The 16,341-nt window shown below is 71.7% G+C and carries 18 protein-coding genes and 1 tRNA gene; 9 read left to right on the top strand and 10 right to left on the bottom strand.

The window, feature by feature from the left end; genetic code table 11:
- Positions 1–365: 365 nt before the first annotated feature.
- The 5 genes from BJ969_RS01465 to mrf form a co-directional block, all read right to left on the bottom strand.
- The gene (locus BJ969_RS01465) at positions 366–1,769 is read right to left on the bottom strand and encodes a sensor histidine kinase (RefSeq protein WP_343071170.1); all 1,404 of its coding nucleotides are present in this window, start codon (positions 1,767–1,769) and stop codon (positions 366–368) included.
- Complete coding sequence (locus BJ969_RS01460) at positions 1,766–2,461, bottom strand: response regulator transcription factor (protein ID WP_184476579.1); 696 nt, start codon at positions 2,459–2,461, stop codon at positions 1,766–1,768. The genes BJ969_RS01465 and BJ969_RS01460 overlap by 4 nt, the downstream gene beginning before the upstream one ends.
- A 194-nt stretch (positions 2,462–2,655) precedes the next feature.
- The gene (gene rpmF / locus BJ969_RS01455) at positions 2,656–2,808 is read right to left on the bottom strand and encodes a 50S ribosomal protein L32 (protein WP_184476577.1); all 153 of its coding nucleotides are present in this window, start codon (positions 2,806–2,808) and stop codon (positions 2,656–2,658) included.
- A 12-nt stretch (positions 2,809–2,820) separates the two neighbouring features.
- Positions 2,821–3,072, bottom strand: coding sequence for a type B 50S ribosomal protein L31 (locus BJ969_RS01450; RefSeq protein ID WP_184476575.1), 252 nt, complete (start codon positions 3,070–3,072; stop codon positions 2,821–2,823).
- Between the two features lie 100 nt (positions 3,073–3,172).
- Complete coding sequence (mrf, locus tag BJ969_RS01445; protein ID WP_425503510.1) at positions 3,173–4,423, bottom strand: ribosome hibernation factor-recruiting GTPase MRF; 1,251 nt, start codon at positions 4,421–4,423, stop codon at positions 3,173–3,175.
- 86 nt (positions 4,424–4,509) lie between these two features.
- On the opposite strand from mrf, the gene rpmB reads away from it, so the two are divergent.
- The 7 genes from rpmB to BJ969_RS01410 all read left to right on the top strand — a co-directional run bounded on the left by rpmB (position 4,510) and on the right by BJ969_RS01410 (position 9,456).
- Entirely contained in the window at positions 4,510–4,746 is a 237-nt protein-coding gene (rpmB, locus tag BJ969_RS01440) for a 50S ribosomal protein L28 (protein WP_184476573.1), read from the top strand.
- Positions 4,746–4,910, top strand: coding sequence for a 50S ribosomal protein L33 (rpmG, locus tag BJ969_RS01435; protein WP_184476571.1), 165 nt, complete (start codon positions 4,746–4,748; stop codon positions 4,908–4,910). The genes rpmB and rpmG overlap by 1 nt, the downstream gene beginning before the upstream one ends.
- Positions 4,911–4,939: 29 nt before the next feature.
- The gene (gene rpsN / locus BJ969_RS01430; RefSeq protein ID WP_184476569.1) at positions 4,940–5,245 is read left to right on the top strand and encodes a 30S ribosomal protein S14; all 306 of its coding nucleotides are present in this window, start codon (positions 4,940–4,942) and stop codon (positions 5,243–5,245) included.
- Between the two features lie 5 nt (positions 5,246–5,250).
- Positions 5,251–5,490, top strand: coding sequence for a 30S ribosomal protein S18 (gene rpsR / locus BJ969_RS01425; RefSeq protein WP_184476567.1), 240 nt, complete (start codon positions 5,251–5,253; stop codon positions 5,488–5,490).
- Between the two features lie 331 nt (positions 5,491–5,821).
- Positions 5,822–6,490 carry a 5,6-dimethylbenzimidazole synthase gene (bluB, locus tag BJ969_RS01420; RefSeq protein ID WP_184476564.1) on the top strand — a complete coding sequence of 223 codons (669 nt, stop codon included), beginning with the start codon at positions 5,822–5,824 and terminating at the stop codon, positions 6,488–6,490.
- Positions 6,491–6,564: 74 nt separating this feature from the next.
- Positions 6,565–8,055 (top strand): GGDEF domain-containing protein, encoded by a 1,491-nt coding sequence (locus tag BJ969_RS29930; RefSeq protein WP_184476562.1) that lies wholly within the window; start codon positions 6,565–6,567, stop codon positions 8,053–8,055.
- A 240-nt stretch (positions 8,056–8,295) separates the two neighbouring features.
- Positions 8,296–9,456 carry a hypothetical protein gene (locus BJ969_RS01410; protein ID WP_184476560.1) on the top strand — a complete coding sequence of 387 codons (1,161 nt, stop codon included), beginning with the start codon at positions 8,296–8,298 and terminating at the stop codon, positions 9,454–9,456.
- On the opposite strand, the gene BJ969_RS01405 is transcribed toward BJ969_RS01410, so the two are convergent.
- The gene (locus BJ969_RS01405) at positions 9,453–11,483 is read right to left on the bottom strand and encodes an AAA family ATPase (protein ID WP_184476558.1); all 2,031 of its coding nucleotides are present in this window, start codon (positions 11,481–11,483) and stop codon (positions 9,453–9,455) included. The two genes, BJ969_RS01410 and BJ969_RS01405, sit on opposite strands and share 4 nt — an antisense overlap.
- Before the next feature lie 161 nt (positions 11,484–11,644).
- Here BJ969_RS01405 and BJ969_RS01400 point away from each other — a divergent pair.
- Positions 11,645–11,717 (top strand) — tRNA-Arg (locus BJ969_RS01400).
- Between the two features lie 72 nt (positions 11,718–11,789).
- On the opposite strand, the gene BJ969_RS01395 is transcribed toward BJ969_RS01400, so the two are convergent.
- Positions 11,790–12,671, bottom strand: coding sequence for a hypothetical protein (locus BJ969_RS01395; protein WP_184476556.1), 882 nt, complete (start codon positions 12,669–12,671; stop codon positions 11,790–11,792).
- 382 nt (positions 12,672–13,053) lie between these two features.
- Between BJ969_RS01395 and BJ969_RS01390 the strand changes: the two genes are divergently transcribed.
- Complete coding sequence (locus tag BJ969_RS01390; RefSeq protein ID WP_343071169.1) at positions 13,054–14,025, top strand: ferritin-like domain-containing protein; 972 nt, start codon at positions 13,054–13,056, stop codon at positions 14,023–14,025.
- Positions 14,026–14,156: 131 nt separating this feature from the next.
- On the opposite strand, the gene BJ969_RS01385 is transcribed toward BJ969_RS01390, so the two are convergent.
- Genes BJ969_RS01385 through BJ969_RS01375 form a run of 3 tightly spaced genes read right to left on the bottom strand, consistent with a single transcriptional unit; the run spans position 14,157 to position 16,262 of the window.
- A complete protein-coding gene (locus tag BJ969_RS01385) occupies positions 14,157–14,414 on the bottom strand; it encodes a hypothetical protein (protein WP_221315673.1) in 258 nt (85 codons plus the stop codon).
- A gap of 37 nt (positions 14,415–14,451) precedes the next feature.
- Complete coding sequence (locus tag BJ969_RS01380) at positions 14,452–15,600, bottom strand: ATP-binding protein (protein ID WP_221315672.1); 1,149 nt, start codon at positions 15,598–15,600, stop codon at positions 14,452–14,454.
- Positions 15,597–16,262, bottom strand: a complete 666-nt coding sequence (locus tag BJ969_RS01375) for a response regulator (RefSeq protein ID WP_184476554.1) — start codon at positions 16,260–16,262, stop codon at positions 15,597–15,599. The genes BJ969_RS01380 and BJ969_RS01375 overlap by 4 nt, the downstream gene beginning before the upstream one ends.
- Between the last annotated feature and the right edge of the window lie 79 nt (positions 16,263–16,341).

Below are 16,341 nucleotides of genomic sequence, written 5' to 3'. Positions count from 1 at the left end.
CCGTCCCATCCAGCCGGCCCGGACCGCTCGTCATCGGGCGGGCACTGCGTCGGTGCGCGTCCTGTTCGTGAGGATGCTGCTGACTTGACTCGTCAAGTCAACATGAACCAACACTACCCGCAATGACTCACCGGGAAAATCGGGGTATCCACCGAAAGTGATCACCAAATGTGTTCGATGCTGTTGGATTTTCGGGCAGATTGCTCCGAATGAACCCTTCCGGACGGCACGAGGATCACACGCAGGCACCAACGCCCGCGAAACAGGTCACCACCGGCGCCGCCGATCAGCCGCTCGCCACCTCCGGCCGGAGCAGTCCGCGCCCACGACCGGGTCGAACACCTCCCGCCGGGACCGCGGCGGGATCACGCCAGGTGCCCCGGCAGGATCATCCGCAGCAGCGCGCCGCCCTCCGGCGCGGCACCGGCCCAGACGCTACCGCCGTGCCGCTCCGCCACCTGCTTGACGATCGAGAGCCCCAGCCCCGAGCCGGGCAGCGTGCGCGCCAGCGACGACCGGTAGAACCGCTCGAACACGTGCGGCCGATCCGCCTCGGCGATGCCCGGCCCGCTGTCGGCGACCTCCAGCACCACCGAGCCGGCGCCGTCGGAGTGCATGCCGACCCGCACGGTGCCGCCGTCGCGACTCCACTTCGCCGCGTTGTCCAGCAGGTTCAGCACCGCGCGTTCCAGCGCCGTGGCGTCGCCCATCATCGACCACGGCTGCAACCGCACGTCGAACTCGACGGGACCCGCGCGCCTGCGCGCCCGGTTCAGCGCGCGTTCGACCACGTCGACGAGCTCGACCGGTTCGTGCACGGCCTGCGGAGCGTCCTCCCTGGCCAGTTCGACCAGGTCGCCGACGAGCGCGGAGAGCTCGGTGATCTGCCCGCGCACGTCCTCGAACATCTCCTCGCGGTCCTGTTCGGACAGCGCGGGCGCCCCCGGCTGCGCGGCGGCCATCAGCAGTTCCAGGTTGGTGCGCAACGAGGTCAGCGGCGTGCGCAACTCGTGCCCGGCGTCGGCGACGAGTCTTCGCTGCCGCTCCTGCGATTCGGCGAGCGCGCCGAGCATGTCGTTGAACGAGGTGGTGAGCCGGGCGAGCTCGTCGTCCCCGGACACGGGGATGGGCCGCAGATCCCCGGTCAGCGCGACGCGTTCGGTGGCCGCGGTGAGCCGTTGCACCGGGCGCAGCCCGGCGCTGGCCACGGCGGTGCCCGCGGCGGCCGCGAGCAAGATCCCCGCCCCGCCGATCACGACCAGCACCAGGCTCAGCTGCGCCAGCGTGGCCTTCGTCGGGGCGAGCGACTGCGCCATGACCAGCGCCCCGTTGTCCGCGGGCACCGCCACGATGCGGCTGTTGGTGGCGTCGTCGGTGCGGATGGACTTCGGCAGCTTCCCCTGCGCCACGGCCAGTTCCAGCGCCCCGGACGGCGGCCGCTTGCCCGGCGCCAGCTCCGCTCCGTTCGGGTAGAGCACGCTGATCTGCAGGTTCGCCGCCGTGTAGAACGCCACGGGGACGCCCTGCAACCCGGCGGGAGCGCTGATCAGCGGTCCTGCTTCGGCTTCGACGGCACGGCGCAGCAGGCTGTCGTCGAGCTGCTCGTAGAGGCTGTCGCGCACGGTGAAGAACGCGCCGAGCGACACGAGCGCGACGGCTCCGGCCACGCACATCGCCGCCAGCAGCGTGACCCGGTTGCGCAGCGAGATGCGCTGCAACCGGTCGCGGCCGGGGCTCGCTTCGGGCGGTGGCGGGGCGGATTCGATCACGGCGGGGTCTCGCGGAGCACGTAGCCGACGCCGCGCACGGTGTGGATCAAGCGGGGTTCGCCTTCGGCCTCGGTCTTGCGGCGCAGGTATCCGACGTAGACCTCCAAGGCGTTGCCCGAGGTCGGGAAGTCGTAGCCCCACACGTCCTCCAGCAACCGGCTGCGGGTGAGGACCTGCTTGGGGTGCGCCATCAGCAGTTCCAGCAGCGCGAACTCGGTGCGGGTGAGGCTGATGGGGCGGTCGCCGCGGCGCACTTCGCGGGTGCCGGGGTCGAGGTCGAGGTCGGCGAAGTGCAGCGCGGGCGGGCTGTCGTAGCCGTCGTCCTCGGCCGGGGAGGCGCGGCGCAGCAGGGCGCGCAGCCGGGCCAGCAGCTCTTCCAGCGCGAACGGTTTCGGCAGGTAGTCGTCTGCGCCCGCGTCGAGGCCGGCGACCCGGTCGGAGACGGCGTCGCGGGCGGTGAGCACCAGGATCGGCAGGTCGTCGCCGGTGCTGCGCAACCTGCGCGCCACCTCCAGGCCGTCCAGGCGCGGCATCATCACGTCGAGGACCATCGCGTCCGGCCGCTGGTCGGCCAGCCAGTTCAGGGCCTGTTGACCGTCCGCGGCGAGTTCCACCTGGTAGCCGTTGAACTGCAACGAGCGACGCAGCGACTCGCGCACGGCCCGGTCGTCGTCGACGACGAGGATGCGCATGCGGACAGTGTTGCGCGAAGCCCTGAGAAGGACCTGAGAACGGGCCTCAACGCGCCCCGGACCCGCCCGGATGTGACTCGACTCCCAGCCGCACCAGCGGTTTCGCCGCCCGCCCCGTCAACGGAGACGTCCCGGTGGCCTGCCCGCGATCACGTTGCGAGCAGGCCACCGGGCAACACCGGCGCGACGGCTTCTCACCGCTGCTGGAAGTAGCGGATCAGGTTGCGCGGGACGAGCTTGCGCTCTCCGTCGACGACGATCGGCACCAGTTCGGGAGCGGTCGCCTTCCACTGCGAGCGCCGGTGCCGGGTGTTGCTGCGGGACGTCTTGCGTTTCGGAACTGCCATGCGGTGCTCTCCTCAGCGGGTGCGGTTGCCGTAGCGGCGGCGGAACTTCTCGACGCGGCCTTCGCTGTCGAGGACTCGCTGGTTCCCCGTCCAGAACGGGTGCGAGTCGGCGGTGATGTCGACGACGATCAGCGGGTAGGTCTCGCCGTCCTCCCAGGTGACGGTGTCCTCCGACGTCGCGGTCGAGCGGGTCAGGAACCGGGTTCCGGTGGAGCGGTCCTGGAACACGACCGGGCCGTACTCGGGATGGATGTTCGGTTTCACGTGTCTCCTCCTCGTGCTGGGACGACCTTGCTCGCCCGAGCGGGCTCGGGTGCCGGGACTACCCCGCGGCACCGCCTGCTCATGCCCGCCGTGCGGGTTCTCACCGGTCGCCGCCGCGTTCGCGCGACGCGGGCGCCTGTTCCGGTTCGTCTTCGGCGCACGGGTCCTCGTGCCACTCCCCGAACGGGTCCGGGAAGTCGCGCCACGCGGCCTCGCCGAGCGCCAGCTCCTCGTCGGTGAGCAGCGCAGCCAGCAGCGCGTCGCGGATGTCGCCGGGCTTCGCCTCGTGCGCGATGACCACGAGCTCCTGCAGCCGGTCGCCGTAGTAGTCGTCCCAGTTCAGCGAGGCCTTGACCTGGCGTTCCGGGTCCACTTCGGCCCACTGCTCGGGGCTCTGGGTCACCAGCCACGGCCCGGCGTGCCCGACGCGCAGACCGCCGCCCGCGGATTCGAGCCACAGCGCGGTGTCCGGCTGGCTGGCGACCCAGGCGCGGCCGCGGGTGCGCACGACTCCGTCGAGCAGCACGTCCAGCGAGTCGTGCAGGCGCTCGGGGTGGAACGGGCGGCGCTGCTCGAAGACGACGACGGAGACCCCGGCCTCGTCGTCGAGCGGGGGCTGCCCGCGCAGCAGCGGCCCGTGCGCGCCGTCGACCTCGCCGCGCCGGGCGTTGTCCGGGACGCGGCGCAGCAGCGCGGGCAGGTCGAGCGCGGCGAACGGCGCGGCCGGGGTGAGCCGGTGCAGCACGGCTTCGGTGCGCACGGCCTGCCAGCGGTCGGCGTCGCCCGCGAGCACGACGGCGTCGGCGAATTCGACCTGCCCGACGCCGACCTGCGCGACGGTGCGCTCGTCGTCGGGGCTGCCGGCGAGCCCGCGTTCGTAGAGGGGTTCGTCGCCGCCCGCGTCGGTGAGCCAGCTCGGCAGGTCGACGGCGGTGACGACGGCCTGGACTTCGACGTCCTCGGCCACGGGCGCGGAGTCGACGACGACGTGCTCGATGGCCCAGCAGATCGCCTCGGGTTCCAGCGACGGGTCGAGGCGCACGACGATGCGCCGCACGTCGGGGGCGGCGGCGAGCCTGCGCAGCAGCGGCAGGAAGTCCTCGCGCAGCGTGCAGGAGACGCAGCCGTGGGCCAGTTCGAGCACGGTGAGCTGTTCGGAGTCGCCTTGCCGGAGGTGGCGGCGGACGACTCCGCCGGTGACCTCGCGCAGGTCGTGGTGCACGACGGCGGTGCCCTGCGGGTCGGTGGCGCGGGCGGATTCCGCGGTCGCCGCGACGTGCTCTTCGTGGAGCCCGGCCACCATGATCAACGGCACTCGGGCGGTCCGGGACGGTTCGGTTCTGTTGCCCACCTGCGGCCCCAATCGGGAACGGTTTTCATCTGCTGTGCCGACACGGTACCCTTAATGAAAACGACTGTCGTTACCAGGAGGCTCAGGTGTCAATCCGCTGCCAAGTGACCGGGAAGGAGCCCGGCTACGGCAAGCAGGTGTCGCACTCCCACGTGCGCACCAGCCGCCGCTGGCTGCCCAACGTGCAGCAACGCCGGTACTGGCTGCCCTCGGAGAACCGCTGGATCCGGCTGCGGGTCTCGGCGAAGGGCATCAAGACCATCGACAAGCGCGGCATCGAGTCCGTCGTCGGCGAGATGCGAGCACGAGGGGAGCGCGTCTGATGGCGAGCAACGACATCCGCCCGGTGATCAAGATGCGCTCCACCGCCGGCACCGGATTCACCTACGTGACCAGGAAGAACCGCCGGAACAACCCGGACCGCCTGCGCCTGCGCAAGTTCGATCCGGTCCTCGGCAGGCACGTGGAGTTCCGCGAGGAGCGCTGAGCGCGCCCGACTACCCCGAAGGAGGCCAGGTGGCCAAGAAGTCCAAGATCGCCCGCAACGAGCAGCGCAAGGTGATCGTGGCCCGGCACGCCCAGCGGCGCGCGGAGCTCAAGCGGATCATCTCCGCGCCGGGCAGCTCCGCCGAGCAGCGCGACGCCGCCGTGGCGGAGCTGTCCCGCCAGCCGCGCGACGCCAGCGCGACCCGCGTCCGCAACCGCGACGCCGTGGACGGCAGGCCGCGCGGGTACTTCCGCAAGTTCGGGCTCTCCCGAGTGCGCCTGCGCCAGCTCGCGCACCACGGCGAGCTGCCCGGCGTGACCAAGTCGAGCTGGTGATCACCGTGGCGACCAACGACCGCAGACCACCCCGCCGCAAGCAGAACCTGCTGCGCAAGGAGGGCGTCGTCCAGGTGGACTGGAAGGACGCGGCGCTGCTGCGCAAGTTCCTCTCCGATCGCGGCAAGATCCGATCGCGCCGGGTGACCGGGCTGACCATGCAGGAGCAGCGGGAAGTCGCGAACGCGATCAAGAACGCGCGCGAGATGGCCCTGCTCCCCTACCCGAGCCCCGCCAAGCGCTGACCCCACCGGACCCCCGAGCGGGCCTCCCGCAAACTTCGCGAGAAATCTGCGGGAGGCTCTGCAAGGGGAACGCGCCAGGAACAGCCATCACCCCAGCTCACGACCTCCGCGAGTCGATCATGGCGGCGTGGCGGGCGTTCGATTTCTCGCGAAATCGCGCGAGTCGTCCACAGGTGGCGGATTCGTCCACCGCCGTTTCCGCCATGGTCGAGGCGGCCGGTCACCGTCCCGTGGACCGGCGGGTGCCGCCGCGTGCACAGCGGGTCACGACCCGTCCCGATGTGCTCCCCACCATCACGCCCGGAGCGGACGGCACGGCAGGATCGAGCCAATGACCACCGCTCGATCCACCGACCCGATGCCCGCGGCCGACCTCTACGACGTGCTGGCGCGCCGCCGCGACGTCCGTTCCGAGTTCACCGGCGGCGAGATCCCCGCCGACGTGCTGCACCGGGTGCTGACGGCCGCCCACAGCGCGCCCAGCGTGGGCCTGAGCCAGCCGTGGGACTTCGTGCTGGTCCGCGACGAGTCCACCCGGCGCGCCTTCCGCGAACACGTGCTCGCCGAACGCAGCGTGTTCGCCGCCGAGCTCAGCGGCGAGCGCGCCGACACCTTCTCGAAGATCAAGGTCGAGGGCATCGTCGAATCCGGCCTGGGCATCGCCGTCACCTACGACCCGGACCGCGGCTCCCCCGCCGTGCTGGGCAGGCACGCGATCGCCGACGCCGGCCTGTACTCGGTCTGCCTGGCCATCCAGAACCTGTGGCTGGCCGCGACCGCCGAAGGGCTCGGTGTGGGCTGGGTGAGCTTCTACCGGGAGGACTTCCTGCGCCGCCTGCTCGACATCCCGAGCGGCGTGCGGCCGGTCGCGTGGCTCTGCGTGGGTCCCGTCGACGCCCTCGCGGAAACCCCTGACCTCGAACGACACGGCTGGCGGCGGCGCGCTCCGCTGGAGGACGTGGTCCATCACGACAAGTACCGGCGCGGCGAGCCCCGGTAGCCTGTAGCAGGACGCGGGGAACGGGGCACGAGGGACACGATCTCGGAGACGCCGTGCGACAGGATGATTCGTTGATGTCGGGGCACATCCCCGCGCAGGATCGTCGTGTGCGGCTGCTGCTGGACTCCGGTCGGCTGCACGAGGCCGACGTGGCCTTCGACGAGCTCATCGCCACCGGCGTGAACCGGGTGGGCGAGCAGTGGAACCGGGCGACGGTGCTGGTGCACCGGGCGTGGTTGTCCTGGCGGCTCAACCGGATCCCGCAGGCGCTCGAACTGGCAGCGGAGGGCTGGACGGAGCTGGATTCCGACCAGCCCGCGGGCAAGTCGGCGGCCCAGACCATCAGCATCCTCGGCAACCTGCTGGAGACGATCGGGCACCGCGCCTCCGCGCTGGAGCTGATGACGCTCGCCGTGCAGGTGGCGCGCAAGGCCGGTGATCCGGAGACGCTGGCGCACTGCCTGGTCCGCCAGGCCAGCGCGCTGATCTTCCGCTCGGTGGCGCGGGACGTGGAGTCGGCGGAGCGGCTGTTCACCACGGCCCGCGACCTGTTCGACGAGGCGCTGCTGGTCGTCGACAAGGGCCAGCTGCAGCGCGTGGCGCTCGCGGGCGGTGCGCGGGCGCTGGCCGGGCTGGGCCGGCTGCCGGAGGCGGACCGGCTGGCCCGGCGTTCCTTGGAGCTGAGCAAGCAGACCGACGATTGGTTCTGCATGGCGGTGGCCAATTGGGTGCTGGCCGTGGTCCACCGGGACGAGGGCGATCTGCACGAGGCCCGGACCTTCGCGAGCCGCGCGCTGGACAACGCCGAGAGCATCGGCGACACGATGCAGATGATGCGGTATTCGCTGGACTTGGCCGCGATCTGCGTGCAGCTCGGCGACGCGGTGGGCGAGGCGGCGGCGCTGCGGCGCACGGTGCGCGCGAGCGGGATCGCGGTGGAGACCTTGCAGGAGGGTCTGGGGCAGGCGCTGGAGCAGCGGCGGGTCGCGGTGCAGGCGCAGCGGATGGCGACGGCCGCGCAGGAGGCCGCGGTGCGGGATCCGCTGACGGGCCTGGTGAACCGCCTCGGCCTGCAGCGCCAGGCGCCGGTCCTGCTGGAGACCACGGCGTCCCAGGGGCGCATCCCGTGGTTGGTCCTGCTCGACGTCGACTGGTTCAAGGATGTCAACGATCTTGCAGGTCATGCGGCAGGCGACGCGACGTTGCAGGAGGTCGCGCACTTGTTGCGACGGGAGTGCCGCGCGGACGACCTGCTCTGCCGCTGGGCCGGGGACGAGTTCGTGGTGCTGCTGGTGGACGACGCGGAGGATCCCCGCCATGCGGGCCCGGTCGTCGCGGAACGGATCCGCGCGGCCGTGGACCGGCACGATTGGCGCCTGGTGCTGGGCCGCACCCGGCAGCCGCCGACGGTGAGCATCGGCGTCGCCGGTGGCCCCGCGAAGCTGGACCACCTGTTCGCGGCGGCGGACATCGCGCTGTACCGGGCGAAACGGGCCGGGCGGAACCGGGTGGAGATCGACCGGGGAGATCCGGAGCAGGACCGGCCGGAGATCCAGGGCGGTTAGGATCGGCGGCCGTGCCCGCCGCCGACGCCGCCCCCGACGCGGACTCCCCGATCGCGCGTGGACAATCCGCCCCGGAGTCCCGGAGTCCCGGAGTCCCGGAGTCCCGGAGTCCCGGAGTCCCGGAGTCCCGGAGTCCCGGAGTCCCGGAGTCCCGGAGTCCCGGAGTCCCGGAGTCCCGGAGTCCCGGAGTCCCGGAGTCCCGGAGTCCCGGAGTCCCGGAGTCCCGGAGCGGGGGCTGTCGTGGCTGAGCGGGCGGATCGCTGGTCCACGATCCCGGTTCGCCGCCGGGTGCTCGGGGTGGTCCGCACCTTGACCGCGCTGGACCGGTTGCACGACGTCTTCGCCGTGCTCGCGGACGATTTCCGCGTGGAGGCGCGCTTCACCGTCGCGGCCGGTTCGGAGTTCGAGGCGGATCTGCAGGACCACTTGGACGCGGCACGCATGCGTTCGCTGCCGTGGCGGGACGCGACGAAGGACCACGTCGACCTGGCGATCTCCCCCAGCAGCAACGGCGCCCTGCACGAGCTGGACGTCCCGGTGCTGACGCTCCCGCACGGCGCGGGCTACCACAAGCTCCGCCCGACGGATTCGGGTGTGGCGCGGGGGATTTCCGGTCTGTCGCCGGAGCAGCTGCTGCACGGGGGCCGAGTGGTCCCGGAGGTGCTGGCGCTCTCGCACGAGAACCAGCTGGCGCTGCTGCGCGATTCCTGCCCCGAGGCGGCCGAGCGCGCGATCGTCGTCGGCGATCCCTGCTACGCCCGGCTCCGAGCGAGCCTGCCGATGCGCGAGCACTACCGCGCGGAACTGGGCGGGCGGCGGACGGTGCTGATCAGTTCGACCTGGGGCCCGCACTCGTTGTTCGCCCGCCACCCGCAGCTGCCCGCAGAATTCGCCGCGATGTTCCCGGATTCGCAGGTCGTGCTGGTGCTGCACCCGAACGTCTGGTCCCGGCACGGCACGTGGCAGCTGGGCCAGTGGACCCGCCGGGCGCGGCGGGCGGGGCTGGTCGTGGTCCCGCCGCAGCGGGGTTGGCGCGCTGCGCTGGTGGCCGCGGACGTGGTCGTGGCCGACCACGGGTCGCTGGCGCTGTACGCGGCGGCGCTCGGGAAACCGCTGCTGTCGGCGGGTTTCGGCGACACCGAGGTCGCGCCGGGCACGCCGATCGCGGAGCTCGGTGCGCGAGCGCGGCGGGTGCGCTCGGGAGATCTCGTGCGCCAGGTGGACGGCGCGACACCGGTCCCCGGACACGAGGACCTGGAGGCGCGGGCCTTCCTGCCGCCGCTGAACGCGGTGTCCCGGCTCCGCGCGGTCCTCTACGACCGGCTGGGCCTGCCGGAACCCGCGTTCCCGGCCGCCCCGGAACCGGTCACCCCGTTCACCCCGCGGCCCTGGCTCGACTAGTCGAGCAGCGCGCGCAGGCGCGGGGCGTCCGGGTCGTGCTCGGTCTCCAGGATGTCGACCGCCTCCGCCAACGCGTCCCGGGCCGCGGCCTCGTTCCCGTTGTGGCGCAGGGATTTCGCGAGCAGTTCGAGCGGTTCGGCCAGGTCGTGGCCTCCGCCGAGCTCCCGGATTCCGGCTTCGGCGGCGCGCAGCTCCTCGATCGCTTCCGCGTGCCGTCCCAACGCCTGGTGCGCGCGTGCGGCGACGACCCGGATGCGGCCGGGCGTGCGCCGATCGTTCGGGAATTCCCGGAGCCGGTTCCGCGCGGAGTCCAACGCCTCCAGCGCAGCGCGCGGATCTCCCCGCCCGACCAGCGACCGCCCGATGAGGTATTCCTGCAGCGCGACGGCACGGGGTTTGCCGAGTTCGAGGTTGATCTCCCGGGACTGCGCGAACAGCGCCAGCGCCCCGTCCCAGTCCTGCACCGCGGCCCGCTCCTTGCCGAGGAATTCCAGCGCCGAGGCGAGCACCCGCCGGTGCCCGGCCTGCTCCGCGAGCGTCCGCGCCCGTTCACCGGATCGCCGCGCCGCCGCGAAGTCCCGCAGTTCCAGCAGGAGCTGGGTCTGCAGCGTGCGCAGCCGCGACTCGGCGACGGCGTCACCGCACCGCTCGGCCGCGGCGACTCCGAGCTCCAGCGCGGGCACCACGTCCGCGTAGTACTTGTGCTTGTGGTGCAGAGTCCACAGCGGACTGTCGCAGAGCGAGATCACCGCGCGGTCCCACCCGTGTTCGAAGGCGGCGGCGAGGACGTGGACGAGGTTCACCCGCTCCCGCTCCAGCCACGCCACCGCGGCGTCCCGCGTGAACGGTTGCGGCCCCGCGACCAGCGGGTCGTCCTGCCCGATCCGCAGCCGGTCCGGCTCCATGGCGGCACGGTCCGCGTAGGCGCCCCGTGCCCGGTACCAGTCCACGAGCCGTCGCAGCGCGCCGCCGTCCTCACCGCGCAACCGTGCGGCGTGGAGGCGGACGAGGTCGTGGAACCGGTATTCGCCCCGGTCGGTGCACTCCAGCAAGTTCGCGTCGTGCAGGTCGTAGAGCAGGTCTTCGGCATTGTCGGAGGAGATCTCGGCGAGCGCGGCGACGACCTCGGCGGAGAAGGTCGGCCCCGGCACGTGCCCCAGCGACCGGTACAGCTCGCGCTGCCGCTCGGTGAGCGCGGCGAGTACCTGCTCGAAGTGCTCCAGCACGACCGGCACGCCGTCCTCGACGAACTTCTCCAGCCGCCCGTCGACTTCCAGGTCGGCCACGACCCGCGCCAACGCGCGCCCCGGCCGCTTCGCCAGCAGGCCCGCGGTGATCCGGAGCGCGATCGGCAGCCCGCCGCACAACTCCACGAGCCGCCGCGCCTGTTCCGGCTCCTCGTCCACCCGCTGCCCGGCCCCGACGCGCAGCAACTCCACACCGGAGTCCGCGTCGAGCCGCCGCAACCCCAACGGAACCACGCCCCGGACGACGAGCTCCGGCCACTGCCGCCACCCGATGAGCACCAGCAAGCCGTTGGCCGAGGTCGGCACCAACGGCAGCAAACTCGCTGGTGCCGCCACGTTGTCGAGCACCAGCGCCACGTCGTGCTCGCGGGTGAAGCTGCGGAACCGCCCCTCGGCCGAGTCCGCGTCGACGGGCACCTCCAGCCCGAAGGCGCGCAGGCAGTGCTCGATCACCCGCTGCTTCGACGCGGGCCGATCCTGCAGATCGATGCGGACCACGTGCCGGAAGACCTGCGAAGACTCGTGCATCCACTGCCGCACCAGTGCCGTCTTCCCCGACCCCCGCGGCCCGGTGACCAGCACGCACGTCGGGTAGTCCCCGCTGCGCGCCACCGCCGCGTCCAGCTCGGCGCGCTCGGACTCGCGGTCCACGAACCCGGCCTGCCCCGGCGGCATCTCCTCCGCGCGCAACGCCACCGGAACCCGCTGGTGGACGTGCACCTGCCCGATCGACCCTGCCTGGATGAGCTGCTCGACGTCGCCGCGGTTCTCGTTGCCCATGCCCACTCCCCCAGACCGCATCGGCACGGCCGGCTCGGCTCTCCAGTGACGATCACCTCACCATACGCGACCACTCGATCACCAACGGCCGCTTCACCACTCCCTGCTGTCGCCCGGCGATCCCCGGCCGGTACCCTCCGAGGGTCGACACGTCGACGCACGCCCCCGTAGCTCAGGGGATAGAGCACGGCTCTCCTAAAGCCGGTGTCGCAGGTTCGAATCCTGCCGGGGGCGCATTTTCGCTGGTGAAGGACGCGAGGATTCGGTCGGTTCAAGATCGACCTCCGCTGAACCCTGCAATCGAGATCAGTTCTCCGACGCCTCGGATTCCTGTGCGAGTCGCCATGCGGCGTAGTCGCGGGCGAGACCGGCCCGGTGGTGCAGGCCGGGGCCGGTGCGAGTGATCGTCCAGTGCGTCCACATGCCCGCGAGGTAGACGGCGAACGCGGTCAGGTGCGCGTCGTCGGTGCCCTGCAACCCCTTCAAGTGGGTGCGCGCCCACTGCTCGGCGTCGGCTGGCTCGTGTCCGGCTTCGATCAGCCGGAGAACGATGAACGCCGGATCGACCCAGGCCGCTCCCGCGCCGGGGAACGCCCAGTCGATCACGCGGGCGGGGCCGTCGCCGATGATGATCTGATCCCCGTGCAGGTCGGTGTGCACGAGCCGATCACCGTCGATCAGCGTCGGGAACGCAGCCGACCATCGAGCCGCATCGGCTAGGTCCCACCCTTCGATGAGCTCAGGCGCATCGGCGTCGAGGCGTCCCCACCAATCGTTAGCGCCGAACCGCTTCCGCAGGGGCCGCGTGTCGTCACCGGGGCGAGCCCCGATCCGATTGACCACGTCAGCTACGACCGGCAGATCGACCGATCCGGGGCTCAGACCCGCGGGGCGACCGGTCAGGTACTCGAACCCGACCACGAGCCATTCCCCGATGTCCTCGGCAAACAGCACAGCGGGCGCCAAGTCTCCGGCGAGCGTGCTGGTGGTGATCTCGTTTCGCAGGTGCCGCATTCGCCGACTGACGCCTTCGACGCCCTTGACGAACACGCGCCCGGCGGCGGTGTCGAGCACCGCGGCGAGGTCGCTGCTGCGCCCGTTGGTGATCTCAACCGCGGACGAGACGGGGCCGACGTGCCCCCGCACGAAATCCCGCACCTCGCCGGGAAGTTCCTGCCAGGTGGTCACGTCGGCCCCTTCGATCACTTGCGGGTGTCGGTGTTCTCGTTGCCGTCCGTGCCCGACGCAGCGCAATTGCCTTCCTCGTGGCAGCTACCGCACTTGTAGGCGTCCACGATCCACAGCTCAGCGTCGACGGCGTATCCGGCGCGGCGGATGACGTCGATCGTGCATCCCGCACGCTCACCGGGGACTGGTCCGGGGCACCGCCCCGATCAGGTGCCACCCGTCGGTGCCGCCTGGCGCCTTTCCCGCCGCCTGGCGCAACGGCCGTCGCCGTCGACCAAGCGCCGGGGTGATCGGTGACGAATCTCCGGTGTCCGTCGAGATGACCATTCGGGCGGTGGCCGGGTGACGCGGTCGAAGCCGCCGGGGTGGGGGAAGGAACCACGTGTTCGGTCGGAACCAAGTCGTCAAGATGATCAACCGGAGCTCGGAGAACCAGACTGATCGGCGCCGCTTCCTGCGCAGTGCCGGGTTGGGCGGTCTGGGGGTGGTCGGTGCCACCACGATGTCGTCCGCGGTGTTCGCGCCGACTGCCGCCGCGGCGGAGGCACCCAGCGATGGGGCGGTCCTCAACTTCGCGCTCAACCTGGAGTACCTGGAAGCGCAGTTCTACTCCTACGCCGTGACCGGAGCGGGCATCCCGGACAAGCTGACCGGTGGTGCGGGGGCTCGCGGCGGGGTGACCGGCGGCCACTCCGTGCGGTTCGAGAGCAAGATGGTCCGCCAGTACGCCGAGGAGATCGCGGCGGACGAGCGGGCGCACGTGGAGTTCCTGCGCAGCGCGCTGGGCTCGGCCGCGGTGGCGCAGCCGGAGATCGATCTGCAGAACAGCTTCACCGCCGCGGCGCAGGCCGCCGGTCTGGTCCGGTCCGGGGAGGCGTTCGACCCGTTCGCCAACGAGGACAACTTCCTGCTGGCGGCCTACTTGTTCGAAGACGTCGGGGTGAGCGCGTACAAGGGTGCCGCGCCGCTGGTGTCGAACAAGACTTATCTGGAGGCGGCGGCGGGGATTCTCGCGGCCGAGGCCTATCACGCGGCGAACATCCGCAGTGCGCTGTACTCGAAGGACACCGGTCTGCTGGGGACGGGGCTGCTCGGCCGCGACCTCAAGGAAGCTTCGGTCAAGCTCTCCGATGCCCGGGACTCCTTGGACGGCGCCGACGATCTCGATCAGGGCGTCGTGGACGAGAACGGGCGGGCCAACATCGTGCCCACCGATCAGTTCGGCGTCACCTACAGCCGCAGCGCCGGTCAGGTGCTCAACATCGTGTACCTGACCAACAAGGAGGCGACCTCGGGCGGGTTCTTCCCGCGCGGGGTCAACGGCGAGATCAACACGAGCGCCGCCAACGGCTGAGCGCGCGCCGGTTCGCCTGGCCCGGTGCGGCTCCCCGGGGCGGGCGGATCGGCCAGCGTCGGCACGATGCCCGGGCGGCACCCGGCGTCCGCCGCCGAACGGCCTTCACCTCGCGGAGCGGCGCCGGCCGATCACTTCGCGCCCTCCGGGTAACCGCGCTTCTGGCTCCACAGCTTCGGGCGCTTGCCGGCGAATTCGTGCACGTAGCCGCAGTCGGCGCAGATCAGGCCCACGGCGGACTGGTTCGCCCACGCCATGCTGATCAGCTCGGCTCCCGAGGAGTTCAGCTTGACCTCGCGGGACCAGAACGCGTCGTGCCCGCACACCACGCATCGGACGGCCCGCCCCTTCACGGTGGCGAGCTTCGGTTTCATCTCGAACATTCCCATGGGTATCGACGGTGCCAGTGCGCCGACCGCACCGGCATCAGCCGATCGGTCCGGGCAGGTCGACCTCGATGGTGAGGCCGCCGTCGGGGCGCGCGGTGGCGGTGGCGGTGCCGTGGTGGCTGCCCGCGATGGCGCGGACGAGGGTGAGGCCGAGGCCGTGGCCGCGGGATCGGGTGCGGGTGCGGTGGCGGTGGAACGCCTCGAAGAGCCGGTCGGCGGCTTCGGCGGGGATCGGCTCGCCGGTGTTGGTGACGCGGATGGTCACCGCGCCCTCCGACGTCGCGGTGGTCAGGTGCGCGCTGCCGCCGGGGTGGTTGTGGCGGACGGCGTTCTGCAGCAGGTTGATCACCAGGTGGTGCAGCAGGTCCTGGTCGCCGTCCACGCGGGCGGGGCGCAGGTCGGCGCGGAGGTCGATACCGCTCGCGGCCGCTTCGTCGCGCACCTGGTCCAGGGCGTGCTCGGCGACGGCGGTGAGGTCGACGGGGTGCGGGTCCGCGATGCCGTGGTCGGCGCGGGACAGGGCGAGCAGGGACTCCACTGTCGTGATGCTGCGGTCGTTGGTGGCGAGCAGTTTCGGGGCGAGCGCGGCGAGTTCGTGGTCCGCGGGGTGGGCGAGGGCCACTTGCAGCATGGTGCGGGTGGTGGCCAGCGGGGTGCGCAGTTCGTGCGAGGCGTTGGCGGCGAAGCGCTGCTGGGCTTCGAAGCTGGTGTGCAGGCGGTCGAGCATCGTGTCGATGGTGTCGGCGAGTTCGGTGAACTCGTCGCGGCGGCCGTCGAGCTGGATGCGTTCGTGCAGGTTGTCGCCCGCGACGGTGCGCGCGGTGGAGGCGATGCGGTGGACGGGGGCGAGGATGCGCCCGGCGATGATCCAGCCGAGCAGGAACGCGACCAGCGCCAATCCGATGAGCGCGACGCTGGAGACCTGCAGCAGCACGTCCAGGAAGTCGTCCCTGGTGGCGATGGTCGCCTCGAAGGCGGGGCGGATCGCGATCGCGCCGTCGGACGGCGTGCCCGGTCGTTGCAGCAGCGTGCTCGGCGCCGGGGCGTAGCGCGGGACGTAGCGCATCAGGGCGTAGACGGTGGCCAGCAGCAGCAATCCGCAGGCCAGCACGGCCCCGCCCAGCAGCAGGGTGAGCCGGACGCGGATGGACATCCGGCTGCGCCGCAGGGTCGCCGAGATGCTCACGCGGTGGCTCCCAGGTAGTAGCCGACTCCGGTGGCGGTGCGCAGGATCGGCGGGTCGCCGAGCTTGCGGCGCAGCGTGGAGACGGTGATGCGCACCGCGTTGGTGAACGGGTCGGCGTGCTCGTCCCACGCCTTCTCCAGCAGCTGCTCGGCGCTGAGCACCGCGCCGTCGGCGCGCATCAGCAGTTCCAGCACGGCGAATTCCTTGCGGGTCAGCCGCAGCGGCCGGTCGCCGCGGTGCGCGTCGCGGCGCGCGGGGTCGAGCCGCAGGTCGCCGTGGTGCAGCACGGGTGGTGCCGCGGGCGCGGCGCGGCGGCGCAGGGCGTGCAGCCGGGCGACGAGTTCGGGGAAGTCGAACGGTTTGACCAGGTAGTCGTCCGAGCCGAGGGAGAGCCCGTCGACCTTGTCGGCGAGGCGCCCGGCGGCGGTGAGCATCAGGATGCGGCATTCGGGGTGTTCGGCGACCACCTGCCGGCAGACGTCGTCGCCGTGCACACCGGGGATGTCCCGGTCCAGCACCATCACGTCGTACTCGTTGACGGCGACGCTCTCCAGCGCGGTGATCCCGTCCCCGGCGATGTCCACGGCCATGCCCTCCTTGTGCAGGCCGGACCGCAACGCCTCGGCGAGGAAGTCCTCGTCCTCCACGACCAACACCCGCACTGTGCCGCCCTTTCCGCGCCCGCGCTCCACCTGGCGGGAGCGTGCACATCGTCCACCCGCGGGCATATGGCGGACATAT

The sequence above is a fragment of the Saccharopolyspora gloriosae genome, from assembly GCF_014203325.1.
In the GTDB taxonomy this organism is placed as follows: Bacteria; Actinomycetota; Actinomycetes; order Mycobacteriales; family Pseudonocardiaceae; genus Saccharopolyspora_C; species Saccharopolyspora_C gloriosae.
Note: the sequence above shows the minus strand (reverse complement) of the source record. Positions and strands in the feature narration are given on the sequence as shown.